Source organism: Proteiniphilum sp. X52 (genome assembly GCF_003712195.1).
Classification (GTDB): Bacteria; Bacteroidota; Bacteroidia; order Bacteroidales; family Dysgonomonadaceae; genus Proteiniphilum.
This window is the reverse complement of record NZ_RDSD01000023.1, coordinates 44,939-62,105: the sequence shown is the minus strand read 5'-3', so window position 1 is coordinate 62,105 and position 17,167 is coordinate 44,939. Positions and strand designations below refer to the sequence as shown.

Annotated in this window: 10 protein-coding genes; all 10 read left to right on the top strand. The window is 46.0% G+C overall.

The annotated features are described in order from the left end of the window. Positions 1-534 precede the first annotated feature (534 nt). Complete coding sequence (locus D7D25_RS18080; RefSeq protein ID WP_158602637.1) at positions 535-918, top strand: hypothetical protein; 384 nt, start codon at positions 535-537, stop codon at positions 916-918. A gap of 69 nt (positions 919-987) precedes the next feature. Beyond that, positions 988-2,625, top strand: coding sequence for a hypothetical protein (locus D7D25_RS14875; RefSeq protein ID WP_148038949.1), 1,638 nt, complete (start codon positions 988-990; stop codon positions 2,623-2,625). A 225-nt stretch (positions 2,626-2,850) separates the two neighbouring features. Then, entirely contained in the window at positions 2,851-4,074 is a 1,224-nt protein-coding gene (locus D7D25_RS14870) for a 6-bladed beta-propeller (protein ID WP_122969716.1), read from the top strand. Between the two features lie 427 nt (positions 4,075-4,501). Continuing rightward, entirely contained in the window at positions 4,502-4,810 is a 309-nt protein-coding gene (locus D7D25_RS14865) for an NVEALA domain-containing protein (RefSeq protein WP_122969715.1), read from the top strand. Between the two features lie 439 nt (positions 4,811-5,249). Then, positions 5,250-6,194, top strand: a complete 945-nt coding sequence (locus D7D25_RS14860) for a BF3164 family lipoprotein (protein ID WP_255417335.1) — start codon at positions 5,250-5,252, stop codon at positions 6,192-6,194. Positions 6,195-6,280: 86 nt separating this feature from the next. Beyond that, positions 6,281-7,405 (top strand): efflux RND transporter periplasmic adaptor subunit, encoded by a 1,125-nt coding sequence (locus tag D7D25_RS14855; RefSeq protein WP_122969724.1) that lies wholly within the window; start codon positions 6,281-6,283, stop codon positions 7,403-7,405. Between the two features lie 78 nt (positions 7,406-7,483). Next, positions 7,484-10,549, top strand: a complete 3,066-nt coding sequence (locus tag D7D25_RS14850; RefSeq protein ID WP_122969714.1) for an efflux RND transporter permease subunit — start codon at positions 7,484-7,486, stop codon at positions 10,547-10,549. A 259-nt stretch (positions 10,550-10,808) separates the two neighbouring features. After that, positions 10,809-12,305 carry a TolC family protein gene (locus tag D7D25_RS14840; protein WP_122969713.1) on the top strand — a complete coding sequence of 499 codons (1,497 nt, stop codon included), beginning with the start codon at positions 10,809-10,811 and terminating at the stop codon, positions 12,303-12,305. A gap of 27 nt (positions 12,306-12,332) precedes the next feature. Beyond that, a complete protein-coding gene (locus D7D25_RS14835) occupies positions 12,333-15,560 on the top strand; it encodes an efflux RND transporter permease subunit (protein ID WP_122969712.1) in 3,228 nt (1,075 codons plus the stop codon). Positions 15,561-15,752: 192 nt separating this feature from the next. Continuing rightward, positions 15,753-17,156 (top strand): hypothetical protein, encoded by a 1,404-nt coding sequence (locus tag D7D25_RS14830; RefSeq protein WP_122969711.1) that lies wholly within the window; start codon positions 15,753-15,755, stop codon positions 17,154-17,156. Positions 17,157-17,167: the final 11 nt, after the last annotated feature.

Here is a 17,167-nt window from a genome sequence, read left to right as displayed (position 1 = left end):
CTAATGTAAATAATTGTAATGAATCCATTTTGCAAAAGTAGAAAAACTAATTTACCCATACGAAATCATATAGAGCCTATTTTTTCTCCTTTGGGAATATCATTGGTTTCGATGAAAAGACTATTTATACCATAATTGATGCGGCCGAGATTAAGAGATTTTGGGATGGAAAAGACCCATACAACAACTTTGAAGAAAAATATCCGCTCCAAGTTGATCATTTGAGAAAAAGATTCAAGACAATCAGGGAAGACGGAAATCCTTTCTTAGTGATGTACTACCTTAATTAAGTTCCAAGATTTAAGAAGCTGTTTTGAATTTTTTCATCCATTGTTTTTTAGAAATTTTTTGATGGATTTGGTTTTTCATTGATTGAAATGTGGCGGGCTACTTAAACGAAATGAAAGTTCAAAGGCGCAAAAAAGGCAAAATTATTCAATCATAAAATCTGCGGGACTCATGAATACAAAGTATTTTTATATTATTATCAACCTTCCCTGTGGTCGTAAGTGAATTAAAAGTGAGTTAAAAAACTTGGTCAAAACCAAGTTTTCAGCTACATTTACAGTTGCAATAACGCATAAAATCTTTTATATTCGTGAATATGAAGAAAAAAATTTTATCAGCCATATTTCCCATTGCGCTCCTTGCAACCACAGGCTATGGAGTGAACAGAGGTATGAAAAGCAATGCCGGTCTTTCAAATCCCTTCAAGCCTCCCAGGATAATGACTCTATTGCTATGGATATTTTTAAGAAGGAGTACGAGATCACCAATATGCGTCTTTCTCAAAAGAAATGGTTGTTAAAGAAAAATCACATTGAGATGACCCAATATTTTGACTTAGAGAAAAATAAAAAATATTATTGCAGGTCAAAAAGATTTAAAGATGACAATCCTCTGCTTTTAGTTGAGTGAAACGTGGAATTTACCTTTCCATCGACCAGTTTTGTTTGCCTGTCATCTGCGGCTTGCCAGATTTCACCTATGAAACGACTCCTCCTTCTCATTATACCGCTCTGCCTGCTATTCACGGCCTGCCGGAATAGAAAACATCACACCGAAGTGTTGAGTGAAGCAGCCCGTTTATCCGACTCCATCCCTTCACAGGCATTGATGAAACTGGAGGAAATAAAGAATGTGAAGCGGTTGAGCACAGCCGAACAAGCCGAATATGACCTGATTCTCATAAAAAGTATGCTGCGGTCTGGCAATAAACTCAGTTCCGACTCTATCATCCATGCCACCACACAATATTATTTGAATCATAATGATTCCGCAGGTTTGCACCAAGCCCTGTATTATAACGGACTATACCACTACCGCAATGCCAGGCACGACTCGGCCGTTCTCTACTTCGATAAAGCAGTAAAATCCATTCCGGCCGGAAACGATAACGACAGGAAAGCCGGTTATAAACGAGCGGCCGGTTATTCCTGCCTCTACCTTGGAGATGCAGAGGCAGCGGTAAAAACCCAGACAGAGGGGTTGCAATATGCCCGCGCCGCGAACGATTCCCTCTCTGTTATCCACTCCTTGTTAAGCCTTGCGGAGGCTTATAAATACAATAAGAATACCGGACAGTCCCTGGAAACCTATAGGCAGGTACTCGACCTGATAAGGGAGAGAGAGGATCGGGATATGGAAGCCAGTATCCTCAATATTGTCTCGGGAGTTTACGAGTCAGACAACCGGATAGAGGATGCGTTACACTATAAGAATAAATCGCAGCAGGTCAAACGGAACCGGCAGGAGGTGCCTGCCGTCAACCTGTACAGGGCACTCCTGTTCGACAAGCTGGATATGCACGACTCCGCGCGGCACTACGCACAGCTATCCATCAAAGGAGACAACCAGTATGTGGCGGATCTTGCCTATGCCTTTTTAAGTAAATCAGAAGCAAAACAGGGCCGCTATGCCGACGCGTTGAACCTTTCAAAAAACAGCGAAAGGATCTTCAACTCATTTTTATCCGGGATCCATTCCGCTGATATGCAGCAGAAATATGAAAAGGAGAAATTGGAGAATGAAAACAACCGGCTAAAGATCAAACAAAGGGAACATCAGTTTTATCTGTTGATGAGTGCCTTTCTCCTTCTTCTTATGTTGATCGTCCTCTATTTTATTCGTGTAAACAATAGACGGAAAAATGAAAAAACGGCGCATGAAAACCGAATGATCCGGCTACAACATGAAAACTTATTACTCAAACAACAACAAGAAATAAGTGTTTTACGTGAAAAAGAAGCGATACTCAGGGAATCACTGTTCAAAAAGATCAGTTTTTTCCACAAACTACCTTCATGGAACCGGGAAGAACACAACCATCACGAACAGCAAAAAATAAAGATCACCCCCCACGACTGGCAGGAACTGATAAACGGTATCCGGGATGCATATCCCGAATTTCTGGACAAATTGAAACAACACGCCCCCACCCTGTCGGACGACGATGTGCGTTTTTGCTGCCTATTGAAAATCAATGTGAATATGCAGGACCTGGCAGATATCTACTGCGTTTCCAAGGCAGCCGTCACAAAACGGAAATACCGCATCAAAACCGAGAAATTCCAAATCGCTGATAATAGCCTGAATTTGGATACTGTTTTACAACAGATGCAATGACTGGTCACCACTTTTCTTGACAGACATTTTTTACGACAAAATCGTAAAAAAATGATTCAGAGAGATTATTGTCCGCCTCTATTTATGGAATAAAAAACATAAACACTTAAAAATAAAAGTCTTACGGATCACAAAGTTTTATTTTCTGTCCACCTGATTATTTGCATATACCTTGTATCAAACCTAACTTTGCACCTATCTATCACTATTAAAAAACAGATAAATATGAAACACAAATTATTTTTTCATTTTCCGGGAATGTTTTTTATCCCCCTGTTCTGTCTATTCTCCTGTGGCAAAAGCACAAGGAACTCCGCATTCGACCAGTTGGACGTAGTAGCCGAATTGGATGTAGTAGCCGAAAAAGTGATGGTTCATAATTCAGAGCTGATCGCCTGCGACCTGACTAAACTAAAAGACACCGTGGAGATACCGTTAAGTTATCTTGTGGAAGATCTTCAGATGATACGGCTCGATAACCGGAATGAAGCGCTTGTGGGAAATTCTTCTTCCATTGTCACCGACAAACATGTCTTAATCCGGAATAATCGCCAGAACCCTTATAAACTATTCAATACAAAGGGTGAATTTATCACTACGATCGGCTCTTACGGACAGGGCCCCCATGAATACCTGAACGTGTATGACGACTGGTTGGATGAAGAAACCGCACAAATCTTTATTCTACCGTGGCAAAGTAATCAATTGTTACGCTTTGACCTGCAGGGCAATGCCCTGGAACCTATTCCCCTGAAGTACACGGCTCCCAAAGGAAAATTCTGCGTTAACAACAAAGAATCGACTCTATCGGTCTTCCTGCTCCCCTTTGCCGGTAGTCCCGTAGTAGCATGGACACAGGATTTCAACGGAAATATGATTGACTCTATTCCGGCCGGACATCTGGCAGTACAGCCCGACTTCAGCAACGAAGTACTTTCAAATAAAAACACACGTGAATTCGACTGTTCCCTGTTCACCTTTTTCGAACAACGCCCCGACAGCCTCTACCACTATAATATGGTAGGAAACAGCCTCGACCCAAAGTTTACCCTTGATTTCAAGGACAGGGCGTGGAAAATACACTCCTATCAGGAACTACCCCGCCATTTTATTGGCGATGTAACTGTCGAGAAGAAATTGTCTGATAACATTACTATTACTGAACACCCCTCTAATTTCATTGTGGACAAAAAAACACTCAAAGGTGGGTTTTATAAGCTCTACAACGATTTCTTGGCAGGCTTACCCGTCGAAGGATGGCCTTCATTCCATAACGGATACTACGTGTGGAACGTCGATCCCGGTGAATTGGCCGAACACTTGACAAAACACCTGGATAAGAGTAAAACACTTATAGAAAAAGACCGGAAGAAGTTAACAGATTTACTGGAATCCATCGATGAAAACGACAACAATTACCTGTTTTACGGAAAACTACGACAAAATTAAACCATTCAATGGATTACAATTAAAGTGGCGGCTCATATCCAGACAACAATAAGAATAGTATTTTTCATTTTTTAAGATTAATATTTTACGGAACAATTTTTCATTTACGATTTATTCATAAATTTGCAGCATTGTGATTTATAATTGCAATAAAAAATGATACAAGGAAAAGAAACGTGGACAATAGGATTCCCGCTCCCCTGTGAAAACAGAATTCGAACAGAATCTTAACAAATCAATTGTTGGGAAATCATTCTTTTTTCTGTTTATTTGCACAAGAGAGTTGAAAGGTGTGAAACAATACACACTCTTTCTCAGCACCTTAATAAAAATGAGTTATAAGTGAGTTAAGAAATTTGGTCAAAACCAAGTTTTCAGCTACATTTACAGTTGCAATAATGCATAAAACATTTTAATTCATTGGAGTATGAAGAAAAAAATTATTATGGGATGGGGGGTATTTACCCTTACACTCTTAATAGCCGCAGCTTACGGAGTGAACGTGAATATGGGAAACAATGCCGGTCTTTCAGAACTGGCTCTAAGTAATGTGGAGGCACTGGCAGAGAGTAATGCCAATGAGATAAGAGGGACTTGCACAGGATCATCATCATCTTATTGCTTTTATAGATGTTGCGCATGTGGGGCTTTACATCAGAGTCAAAGTCAAGGCGACACTTATTCGGTGAAAGGTAAATGTGGGGTTTGTGGGACTCCTGTTGAAGACTGTAGATAAATTGTATCTTTGAAATGTGTTTTTACTGAAATTTAAGCCTGTTTTTTCGAGAATAAGAAGTTGTTTTGAATTTTTTCATCCATTGTTTTTTAGCCATTTTTTGATGGATTTGGATTTTCATTTATTGAAATGTGGCGGGCCACTTAAAAGAAATGAAAGTTCAAAGGCGCAAAAAATGGCTAAAAACAATATGAAAGAGTGGAAAAATAAGCGTAAAATAATTACTCGTAAAATTCAAAACAGTTTCTAAAAATTTATGAGAATAGGCTTGATTTTATATGTCTTATATTTTAAGAAAGAATGTATGAAAATGAACTATAACTATATCTTATGTGTCTTATTCATTTTGTTTTTCTTACAATGCAAAAATCAAGATGACTCGACAGACGCGTATTTCCCTCCCGTCTTCCCTGAGACACAAGAAGTAGTAACCAAACGATTGAACGATTCTTTTATTTTCGACACAGGTCTGATAAACTTTATCGATACATTTATAATATGCTCCGGTAAAACGGATATCAATGAGCATCCGTTTCATTTATTCTCTAAAAAAAGTGGAGATCATGTCAGAAGTTTCGGACAGATAGGACAAGGGCCGGGAGAAATAATACTGCCGGTTTCTGGCTTTTCAACAGATCGAAACCAAAATAAAGTTTTTTTCTATGATACGCGACAATTCAAACTGACGGAATATTCCCTCTATTATACCGAAAATGAAATAGCCGTAAACACAAAAGACTATATGCTTCCTCCCGAAATACGCAATGTCAGAAGCGAGATGTTCTTTTCTTTAGGAAACAATGAATTTCTATCCGCATATAATAACTCATACGACACCTCGTATCGCTTTATAAAGACAAATATTGATGACACAATCAGTACTTACAACCAATATCCCAAATTAAATGAACCGGAGGAGTTTGTGAGAGTTGAACATGCTTATTTTGCTAATTTGGGGAGATTTGCCACCAAAACCGATGGAAAAAAATTCGCACACGCAACTCAGGGTGGATGTATTCTCGAAATTTTTGACTGTTCGGACAGGATCACACTTCTGCAGACAAAACGCTTTTTTGAACCGGTTTATATTCCCCCGAAAAGAAAAGACACCATGTATCCATTTGTGCAAGTAGACCCGAATTCCATCCACGGAATCACCAGTATTGCCTGTACCGATAAATATATATATACAATTTATAGTGACAGGCGCGGTGAAAATGAGTATCATCAAATTGCGGCATTTGATTGGTATGGAGATCCTGTGAAATTGTTTTCTTTTGAAAGGGGAATCATCTCGTTTGTGATTGAAGATAATGATAAAAAAGGATACGCGTTAATGCGGGATCCCGACCATGATGTGTCCCTGGTAAGTTTTGACTTGTAAAGTAAAAAATGACATTAAAGAGCTATCATTCAAAAAAAACATATTATTTTGTCCGGAATAAATTTATTCACCAATATTTTGCAATAATGAAGCACAACCATATTTTTATCCTGACACTCTCCATTTCCTTGTTTGCCGCATGCAAAGCTGACAAGGACAAAAATAGCGAAAACAATGTCCAGCAACTACTTCCGGACCGGCCGGCCGAAGTAACCACCATGACCCTCACCGCGGTCGATTTTGAACATGAACTGGTCAGTAATGGCAAGATATCGGCGCAAAATGTGGCGGAACTGAAATTCCTCACCGCTGAAGTGATCGCCGCCATATATGTCAGAAACGGCTCCCGCGTGGAAAAAGGACAACCCATCGCCATACTGCACACCTACTCCCTCACCAACGCCTTGAACCAGACCAAAGATGCGCTCGACAGGAGCAAACTCGAATACCAGGACGTGCTGATCGGACAGGGATACAGGCTCGATAACCCGCAAGCCGTGCCCAAGGAAGTGGAAGAATTGGCCCGGGTAAAGAGCGGTTACAACACGGCACAAACTCAATACGACATGGCGGTATATAACCTGGAACAGGCCACGCTGACCGCCCCCATCAGCGGAGTGATCGCCAACCTCTTCGCCAAACCCAATACTCTCTCCTCCCCTTCCGCGATCTTCTGCAATATCATCGACACACGCAGCCTGGAAGCGACCTTCACCGTGATGGAAAACGAACTGGTGATGATTCGCACAGGCGACAAGATAAAAGTCACACCCTTCTCCATGCCCGGCGTGGAAATAGAGGGGCGCGTCTCGGAGATCAACCCCTGGGTGGACAAGAACGGGATGGTACAGGTGAAAGCATCGGTAGGATACCATGAACGCATGGTGGAGGGGATGAACGTGCGGGTCAGCATCTTCCGTTCATTAGGCAAGCAATGGGTCGTACCCAAAAGCGCGGTTGTCCTGCGCACAGGCAAGCAGGTGGTCTTTACGCTGCAGGACGGAAAAGCCCTCTGGAATTACGTCCAGACCGGACTGGAAAATGCCTCCTCCTATACTATCACGGGCGAAACACTCAAGGAGGGCGACCGGATCATCACCAGCGGCAATATCAACCTGGCACATGAGTCACCCGTCACCGTGATCGATGAGATACAAAGGAGTGGCGATTCCCGGGATACTACAGGAGACTCAAACGCCACGGATGATTAATCTGATGATTTAAGAGATGCGACGATAACGCTGAAATCAGCCAATCAATAAACCAGCAAATCAGCAAATCGATTAACAATGATAAAAGCTATACTGCAACGGCCCGTATCGGTATTAATGCTGTTCCTGGCATGTGTGATTCTCGGGATTATCACTTATAACACTCTGCCCGTGTCGCTGCTGCCCGATATTGCCATTCCGGAGATTACCGTACAGGTGTCGGGTGAGAACACCTCGGCGCGCGAACTGGAGAACACGGTGGTGAAACCTGTGCGAAGGCAGTTGATGCAGGTGGGAAAACTGAGGGATATCCAGAGCGAGACACGCGACGGATCGGCCATTATCCGGCTGAAATTCGATTACGGTACCGATACCGACCTGGCATTTATCGAAGTGAACGAGAAGATCGATGCCGCCATGAACAACCTGCCGCGCGATTTCCGCCGCCCAAGGGTGATCAAGGCCAGCGCGACCGACCTGCCCGTATTCTACCTGAACCTCACCCTGAAAAACGATATCCCCTACGCCGGCACCGACGAACAGCAATTCCTCGAACTGTCGGAATTTGCCGACAACGTGGTCAAACGCCGTATCGAGCAACTGCCCGAAGTAGCGATGGCCGACATGACGGGGCTAATGTACAAACATCTCCAAATCACACCTGATCCCGCCTTGCTGGAATCGGCATCGATCACCCTGAGCGATATAGAGAGCGCGCTCTCTGCCAATAACATCGAACCGGGAAGCATGATCGTGCGCGACGGCTATTATGAATATAATATCAAATTCTCCTCACTGCTGCGCACCCCTGAAGATCTACGGAATATCTACATAGGGAAGGAGGGACGTCTCTTCCAACTGAAAGACTTGGCGCGGATTGAGGTCGCGCGGCAACCGGAGTCAGGGATGTCGCTCATCAACGGGAAAAGGGCTGTCACCATAGGCGTGATCAAGCAGGCGGATGAAACCATGAAGAATCTCCGTAAATCGCTGGACAAAACGCTCCACAACCTGGAACGAAGTTACTCCGACGTGGAATTCACCGTGAACAGGAACCAGACGGAACTGCTCGAATACACCATCTCCAACCTCCAGGAGAACCTCATACGCGGCTTTATACTGGTGTTCATCGTCGCCTTGCTGTTCCTGGGCGATGGAAAATCACCCCTGATCATCGGCATCAGTATGACCACCGCGCTGATCACTACTTTTATCTTTTTCTTCCTCTTCCGCCAGTCGATGAATATCATCACCCTCGCGGGATTGATCCTCGCATTGGGGAACATGATAGACAGCTCCATCGTGGTGACCGATGTCATCACCCAATACAGGAAACTGGGATACCCGCTGGAAGAAGCCTGCGAGAAAGGGACCAAGGAGGTGATCATGCCCATCTTCAGCTCCACGCTGACCACCATCTCCGTTTTCGTACCGCTTGTCTTTATGAGCGGAATTGCCGGTGCCCTCTTTACCGCTGAGGCATTTGCGGTAACCATGGGCATGCTGGTATCCTATCTCACCGGGATCATTATGCTGCCGGTACTCTATAAAATTGCTTACGGGAAAAAACTCGCCAAGAAAAATGAGAAAGGGTTCTTTGCTGCCGCGCAAAAGAAAATCGACGGGGTACTTTTTCCCGCTTACGACAAAGGGATCCATTATGTCTTCAAACACAAGATGTTCTTTATTGTCTTACTGGTGATCGCCATTCCGCTCTGCGCGCTTCTTTTTCAGGCAATGCCCAAGACGAGCATGCCCGAGATCAGCTATGTGGAAAGTATCGTCACAGTGGAATGGAACGAAAACATCCATGTGGATGAGAATGCGCGCCGTATATCGGAACTGCTTCAGACAACGAAAGCACATGCGGTGGAGAGCGCTGCCTACGTAGGACAACGGCAGTACTTGTTGGACAAGGACAACGACTTGACCGCTACCGAGGCCCAGTTGTATCTGAAGAGCGACAAACCCTCGGGAATCGCATCACTCGAAACCCAAATATCGGATTGGGTGCGCCATCATTACCCTGAGGCGGTAATCACCTTTTCCCCTCCGGAGAACATATTCGAGAAGATATTCGATACGGGCGAAGCCGAGATGATCGTGCAACTCTATCCCAAGAACAGGGAAGATATCCCCGAACCGGCCGCCATCCGGCAAATGGAAGCCATTCTGGAGACCACCACGGGTGAACAGGCCGAAAACGTGCCGTTCGAACACCAGTTCGTGATCACCACCGACCGGGAGAAGCTCCTGCTCTACGGCGTTTCACAACAGGAGGTGTCAAAGACATTAAAAACGGCGTTCAGGGACAACCAAGTGGCGGTGTTACGCTCATTCCAGCAGTACCTCCCCATCTCCATTGCAGGCAAACAACAATCCATTCAGGATGTCCTGCAACAGACATTGTTATATGGTTATCCGGCCGACAGGTCGCAACCTATCCGTGTACCCTTGGCTGCATTAGTCAGCCTGACCCCAGGAGAGGATATAAAGACCATCATTGCCGGAAAGAACGGCGAATACATCCCCCTCTATTATCACCATACCGATCAGCCCGGGAAGCTGATGGAAAAAGCCGCGGAAACCGTGCGGCAGGAGGGTTCGTGGGATGTCATCTTCTCCGGGAATTTCTTCGCCAACCGGCAAATGCTCAAAGAACTGGTGATCATCCTGCTGATATCTATCCTGTTGATGTATTTCATTCTGGCTTCCCAGTTCGAGAATTTCCTGCAACCGCTGATCGTATTGGCCGAAATTCCCATCGATATCGCTTTCGCTTTGGTTGTGCTCTGGCTGACAGGACATTCTCTGAACCTGATGAGCGCCATCGGTATCGTGGTGACAGTCGGCATTATCCTTAACGACTCCATCCTGAAAATAGACCTGATCAATGAGTTGCGGAAAGGGGGAATGCCACTCATGGAAGCCATCCATACCGGCGGGGTAAGGAGGCTCAGGGCAATCATCATGACATCGCTCACATCTCTCTTCTCCATGATCCCAATCCTGTTCACTTTCGATATCGGTTCGGAATTACAGAAACCCCTTGCCATAGCCATGATCAGCGCAATGACCATCGGGACTGTTGTAAGTATATTCCTGATCCCCTTGCTTTATTGGGCTATCTATAGGAAAGAGTGAAGAATGAAGAATGAAAAATGAAGAATGAAGAGTGAAGAATGAAAAATGAAGAGTGAAGAATGAAAAATGAAGAGTAAAGAATGAAGAATGAAGAATGAAAAGTGAAGAATGAAGAGTGAAGAATGAAAAGTGAAGAGTGAAGAATGAAGAATGAAGAGTGAAGAATGAAGAATGAAGAGTGAAGAATTGATTATTAGTAATTAGTAATTAGTAATTAGTAATTGGTAATTAGTAATTGGTAATTGGTAATTTAAAAAACATGAGACCTTCTGCCCTGACATATATCATACTGGTTGTGGGGATTTTTCTCCCGCACCTCGTTCTCGCCCAGCAGACGCATATCGAGTTAGACCTGCAGACAACGGTGCGGTTGGCAAACGACAGTTCGCTGTCGGCATTCCGGGCGAAGAACAGCTACATGGCCAGCCATTGGGAATACCGTTCATTCAAGGCGGACCGGCTGCCATCGCTCTCCCTCTACCTGACTCCCGTCAGCTATAACAGAGACTACACTCGCCGGTACGACTCCGAACAGAATATCGATATTTACCGCCGCCAACAATCACTTTACAGCTACGGCAACCTGGCGGCACAGCAAAACCTGGACATCACCGGCGGTACTTTCTTCATCGACTCGGAACTGGGACATATCCGTAACCTGGGTGAACAAACCTACAGCCAGTTCTCCAGCGTCCCCATCCGCGTCGGCTACCGACAGAACCTGATCGGATACAACCCTTTCAAATGGGAAAAGAGAATCGCTCCCGTGAAATACGAGAAAGCACAGAAACAATTGATCCATCAACTGGAGCAGACAGCCGAAACGGCCACGGGTTATTTCTTCGATCTGGCCATGGCACAAGCCGAATACGAACTGGCCATGGAAAACCTCGCCAGTTCCGACACGCTCTACCGCATCGGTGAGCAAAAGCACAAGATCGCCTCAATTGGACAGGCCGACCTGCTTACCCTGAAATTAGACAGGGTAAACGCACAGAACAGCCTGCAAAATGCGGAGATCAACCTCAAAAGAACCATGTTCGCCTTGGCCGCATACCTCAACCTGGAGAAAGACACGCGTATCACCCTCAAACTGCCCGGATACCCCAGCGAGGTGATCATCACCGAGGATGAGGCGTTGACGCTGGCCAAAGAAAACAACCCGCAATACCTGGATTCCGAACAGCAGATCCTGCAATCGGAACAGACCGTGGAAAAGGCAAAAATAGAGTCGTGGTTCAACGCGGGACTGTCCGCGAGCGTGGGATTCAACCAGGTGGCGGAGTCCTTCAGAAATGCGTACCGGAATCCGCTGCAACAGGATATAGTCTCTCTCACACTATCGATCCCGTTGGTGGACTGGGGTGTGAGGAAAGGGCGCTACAACATGGCCAAAAGCAACCTCAACATCACCCGCCTCACCGCCCAGGAGAATGAGATACGGCTCGAGGAAGATGTGATCATGACCGTGGGCGACTTTACCATACAGCAGCACCTTATCCGCAGCGCCGAGGAGGCGATGGACCTGGCCAAGCTCGCTTATGAGCAGACACGTGAACGGTTCATCATCGGGAAAGCCGACATCAACAGCCTCACACTTTCCACCAACCGACGCCAGGAAGCGCAGCGGAACTATATCTCCGCCCTGAAGAATTACTGGCAGAGCTATTTCAAGATACGCAAGCTCACACTGTTCGACTTTGAGAAACGGACGCCTATCGCCGACACATTCGATTGGAGCCTGACAGGCAAATGATAACGGATATTGAATTAGGGATGCGGAATGACTGGTACTGAAAAAAAACATATATCCTCCTTCACGGTCATCATCGCGTTTGTCTGCCTGGCAATCGTGGGAGTGGCCCTTGTCCCGCTCCTGCCCGTAAAACTGTCGCCCTCGCGTACCCTGCCGGGCATTACGGTACGTTTCAATATGCCACAGAATTCTTCCCGCGTGGTGGAGATGGAGGCCACTTCCCGGCTGGAGTCGATGCTGGCCAGAATCAAGGGGATCAGGAATATGTACTCTACCTCCGGGAATGGCTGGGGAAGCATCACCCTCGAACTCGACAAACACACGCCCATCGACGTGGCCCGCTTCGAAGTATCCACCATCATCCGCCAGACATGGCCGGAACTCCCCCGGGAAGTAACCTATCCGTATATCTCCGTGAACCGTCCTGATGACAATGCCGCCCGTCCCTTCATGACCTACACTATTAATTCGGCAGCTACCCCCATCGTTATTCAGCGCTATACGGAGAACGTGATCAAGACGGCACTGAGCGATATCAAGGGATTGTACAAGATCGACGTGACCGGTGCCAGTCCCATGGAATGGCAACTGGAATATGACTACCTGCAACTGGAATCTGCCGGCGTGACCGTGACGGATATCATGCAAGCCGTATCTCAGTATTACTCCACCGATTTCCTGGGGATGGCGGAGACAAAAACAGAGGGTAGTGCCCCGTCATGGATCCGCGTCACACTGGCATCCACAGCCGAGGAGAACCGGTTCGACCCCACCGTCATCCACGTGGCGAACAGGGATGGCGCCCTTATCCGCCTGGACCAGTTGGTGAGGGTGCATCATGCCGAAAGGGAACCGTCGGGCTATTACCGGATCAACGGGCTCAACTCCGTTTACCTCAACCTCACGGCGGAAGAGTCGGCCAACCAGTTGCGTCTGAACGAGCAGGTGAAAAGGACGATGCGGGAGTTGGAAGCATCGCTCCCGGCCGGTTACCAGATACACGCCAGCTACGATGCCACCGACTATATCCAGGCCGAACTGAACAAGATCTATCTCCGCAGCGGGCTCACCGTGTTGATCCTCACCCTTTTCGTGCTGCTGATCACCCGCAACGGGCGTTACCTCTTCCTGATCACCGCCAGTCTTTTTGTCGACCTGGCTATCGCCGTCATCTTCTACTATCTGCTCAAACTGGAGATACAGTTGTTTTCCCTGGCCGGCATCACCATCTCGTTGAGCCTGATCATCGACAATGCCATCATCATGACCGACCATATTATGCACAAGGGGGACAGAAATGCCTTTATGCCTATCCTGACCGCTACGGTCACCACCATCGGCGCATTGTCCATGATCTTTCTGCTGGATGAACGGATACGGCTTAACCTGCAGGATTTCGCGGCGGTGGTGATGATCAACCTGATGGTATCGTTGTTCGTGGCGCTGTTGTTCGTCCCGGCCTTAGTCGAGCGGATAGGGCTTACAAAGCGGCACAGGAAGAGGAGAGCGCCCCGATTCCGCCTCCTTTCCCGATTCCGCCTTTTTGGCCGTTCCGGCCGTCTTGCCGCTTTTCGCCATCGCTATCTTTCCCGTGGTCGGATCGCCATCCGGCTCACACGCCTCTATGAAAAAATGATCCTGCTGTTGTCCCGCAGGAAATGGATCGCCTTCACTTCCATCGTCCTGTTATTCGGGTTTCCGGTTTTCATGTTGCCGGACAAGATAGAAAAGAAGACCCCCTTCGCTTTGAAGTATAATGAAATATTGGGGAGCGCCACCTACAAGGAGAAAATCAAACCGTTGGTAGCCAAGGCATTGGGAGGCACACTGCGGCTGTTCGTGGAGAAAGTCTACCAGGGAAGTTACTTCACCCGCAGTGAGGAACTGGTGCTCACCATCACCGCTTCAATGCCCAACGGCACCACTCTTTCACAGATGAACGACCTGGTTGTCAAGATGGAACGTTACCTGAGCGGCTTTTCTGAGATACGCCAGTTCCAGACCAGCATCCCCAACGCGCGACGCGCCTCAATCAATGTCTTTTTCCGGAAGGAAGCCGAGCAGAGCGGCTTTCCCTACCAGTTGAAAAGCAATGTGATCAGTAAAGCCCTGGAGTTGGGCGGCGGCAGCTGGGGCGTGTACGGGTTGCAGGACCAGGGGTTCAGCAACGAGGTCCGGGATATGGCCGGACAATACAGGGTAAAGCTCTATGGATATAACTACGATGAGTTGTCGGCATGGACGGACAGCCTGAAGCAACGGTTACTTACCTATCGCCGCATCCGGGAAGTGATCGTCAACTCCAATTTTTCGTGGTATAAGGACGATTATCATGAGTTCTTATTCGACCTGAAAAAAGAACAACTTGCAGCGCGGGATATTTTACCCGGCGAACTGTTCTCCTCACTCCAGCCGGTCTTTGCGAGGAATATGTGGATCGGCTCCGTGGTGATGGACGGGGAAAACGAAGATATCATCCTCTCCGGCAGGCAGGCAAGGGAATATGATATCTGGGTATTACAGCATCTGGGGCGTCACGTAGGCGATCGCTACTATAAACTGAACGAAGTGGCCGATATTGCCCGGGGGCAGGCGCCGCAGGAGGTAGGCAAGGAAAACCAGCAATACCGTCTGGTACTGCAATACGATTATATCGGCTCCAACACGCAGGGACAGAAAATACTGGAGAGGGAGATCGAGGAGTTCAACAAGCGGCTCCCGATGGGTTATACGGCGCAAAGGGAAGACAGTTACTGGGGCTGGGGCAAGAAAAACAACAAGCAATACCGGCTGATAGGGTTGCTGATCGTGATCATATTTTTCACCTCCTCCATCCTGTTCAATTCGTTGAAACAGCCACTGGCCGTGATCTTCATCATCCCGGTATCCTTTATCGGTATTTTCCTGACGTTTTACTGGTTCAGGCTCAACTTCGACCAGGGCGGCTTTGCCTCGTTTATCCTCCTGTCGGGTATCACCATCAACGCCGGAATTTATATCACGGACGAATACAACCGGATAAGAAGGCGCAGGCCCCGCCTCTCCCCGTTACGGACATACCTGAAAGCCTGGAACGCGAAGATTATCCCCATCTTCCTGACCATTATCTCCACCGTGCTCGGCTTTATCCCCTTTCTGGTCGGCACGCAGAAAGAAGGCTTCTGGTTCCCGCTGGCCGCCGGCACTATTGGAGGCCTGATCATGTCTTTTATCGGCATCTTTATTTTCATGCCTCTGTTGATGGTTAAGAGATGAAGGTGAAATATGTTGGATAACATAAAAAAATATTTGTAATAATCAAAATAATATCCCATATTTGCCCTCTATCAGTACAATACTGAGATAAAAGCGTTTATCACAATCGCAATGACAGATGAATAGTGCCGGAAGAGGCAAATAACCAAAAACGAGCCGGTCCGATAGGATGAAAACGTAATTCTTTTCCTTATGGAAACACAAAGGCCATCTATCTTTTCTTTCCGCTACTTGTATTTCATAATACTGGGAATCTCTGCATTGGCAATATATTACCCGATCCTTAGTAATCAGTTGCTCGATTTCTGGGACGACCAATGGGTCGTGATGAACCAATATACTGAAGGTGGATTCACATTTCAGAATATATGGCGAATACTTACCGAATTCTATCATGGACAATATGCCCCTTTTAATGAATATTTATACCTGATCTTATATTCTGTGGCCGGATATAATCCATTTGTCTTTCATCTGGCAAGTCTTATCCTGCATATCATCAATACCTGCCTGGTATTCTTAGTAATAGAGAAATTGCTTACTTTAAGCGGAAAAATCGATATTAAAATAATTCCGCCGGTTTCATTGATCACTTCCCTTATATTCTGCGTTCATCCGTTCAATGTTGAATCGGTTGCATGGATGAGCGCATCAAAGGTATTGGTATATGCCCTCTTCTATTTACTGGCAACCTACACGTTTCTCCGTTATATGGAAACCGCGAAAGCACGGTTTTACATATACACACTCTTATTATACGTTCTCTCTTTTCTGGGAAAAGAGCAGGCGGTAGTTTTCCCGGTATGGATGCTATTGATATACTGGTTATTGAACCGGAAGCTATCAGATAGGAAGGCATGGATGGCAACCCTGCCGTTCTTCGTGTTATCCATTATTTTCGGGATTGTCACCATCTATTCCCAGTACACCGACGGAGGAGGATTTCTTGCCGGGCATGACAATTACCCAGTATGGCAGCGTATTGTTTATGCCTCTTATGCTTATCTGGAATACCTGTTCAAAATCATTTTCCCGTTTAAGTTATCCTACCTGTATCCTTTTCCTTCTGCTATCGGAGATCCGTTACCCAACTGGCTGTTGGTGTATCCGGCAATAATACTAGTTATTGCGGTATCATTATGGACGTTTATCAGGCAATGGCCGATGGCTTTCGGATTTTTATTTTTTACCATCCATATCGCTCTGGCTTTGCATATCATTCCGCTATCACGCTTTGCCATTGTGGCCGATAGATATGCCTATGTTGCAGTGATAGGAATAGGATTTATATTGGCTTATTACGGTGTTATTCTGTATAACAGGATCAGAAAGAAAAGCCTTAAATTATTAACAGTAATACTTTTTACCAGCTACATACTGTATTTAGGGTTTTATGCCCACAAACGCACGTATACATGGTATAATACCGATACGTTGAAGAAAGAACTAAGGGAATTACTGAAACAACGAAACGATTACCATTTATTTCAACCTGACAATGGAACAATGAAAACATATCTTATCTTTTACGATAGCGTGGTCTTCCGACAATCCCGTCATTGGCGGGATGAAAATAATCAGAAGATGAATAGTTGAATTCAATTATA

Excerpts from the sequence above, each read along its gene's own strand:
- D7D25_RS14875 (WP_148038949.1), top strand. The coding sequence starts at position 988 with ATGAAACGACTCCTCCTTCTCATTATACCGCTCTGCCTGCTATTCACG.
- D7D25_RS14870 (WP_122969716.1), top strand. The coding sequence starts at position 2,851 with ATGAAACACAAATTATTTTTTCATTTTCCGGGAATGTTTTTTATCCCC.
- D7D25_RS14865 (WP_122969715.1), top strand. The coding sequence starts at position 4,502 with ATGAAGAAAAAAATTATTATGGGATGGGGGGTATTTACCCTTACACTC.
- D7D25_RS14855 (WP_122969724.1), top strand. The coding sequence starts at position 6,281 with ATGAAGCACAACCATATTTTTATCCTGACACTCTCCATTTCCTTGTTT.
- D7D25_RS14850 (WP_122969714.1), top strand. The coding sequence starts at position 7,484 with ATGATAAAAGCTATACTGCAACGGCCCGTATCGGTATTAATGCTGTTC.
- D7D25_RS14840 (WP_122969713.1), top strand. The coding sequence starts at position 10,809 with ATGAGACCTTCTGCCCTGACATATATCATACTGGTTGTGGGGATTTTT.
- D7D25_RS14835 (WP_122969712.1), top strand. The coding sequence starts at position 12,333 with ATGACTGGTACTGAAAAAAAACATATATCCTCCTTCACGGTCATCATC.
- D7D25_RS14830 (WP_122969711.1), top strand. The coding sequence starts at position 15,753 with ATGGAAACACAAAGGCCATCTATCTTTTCTTTCCGCTACTTGTATTTC.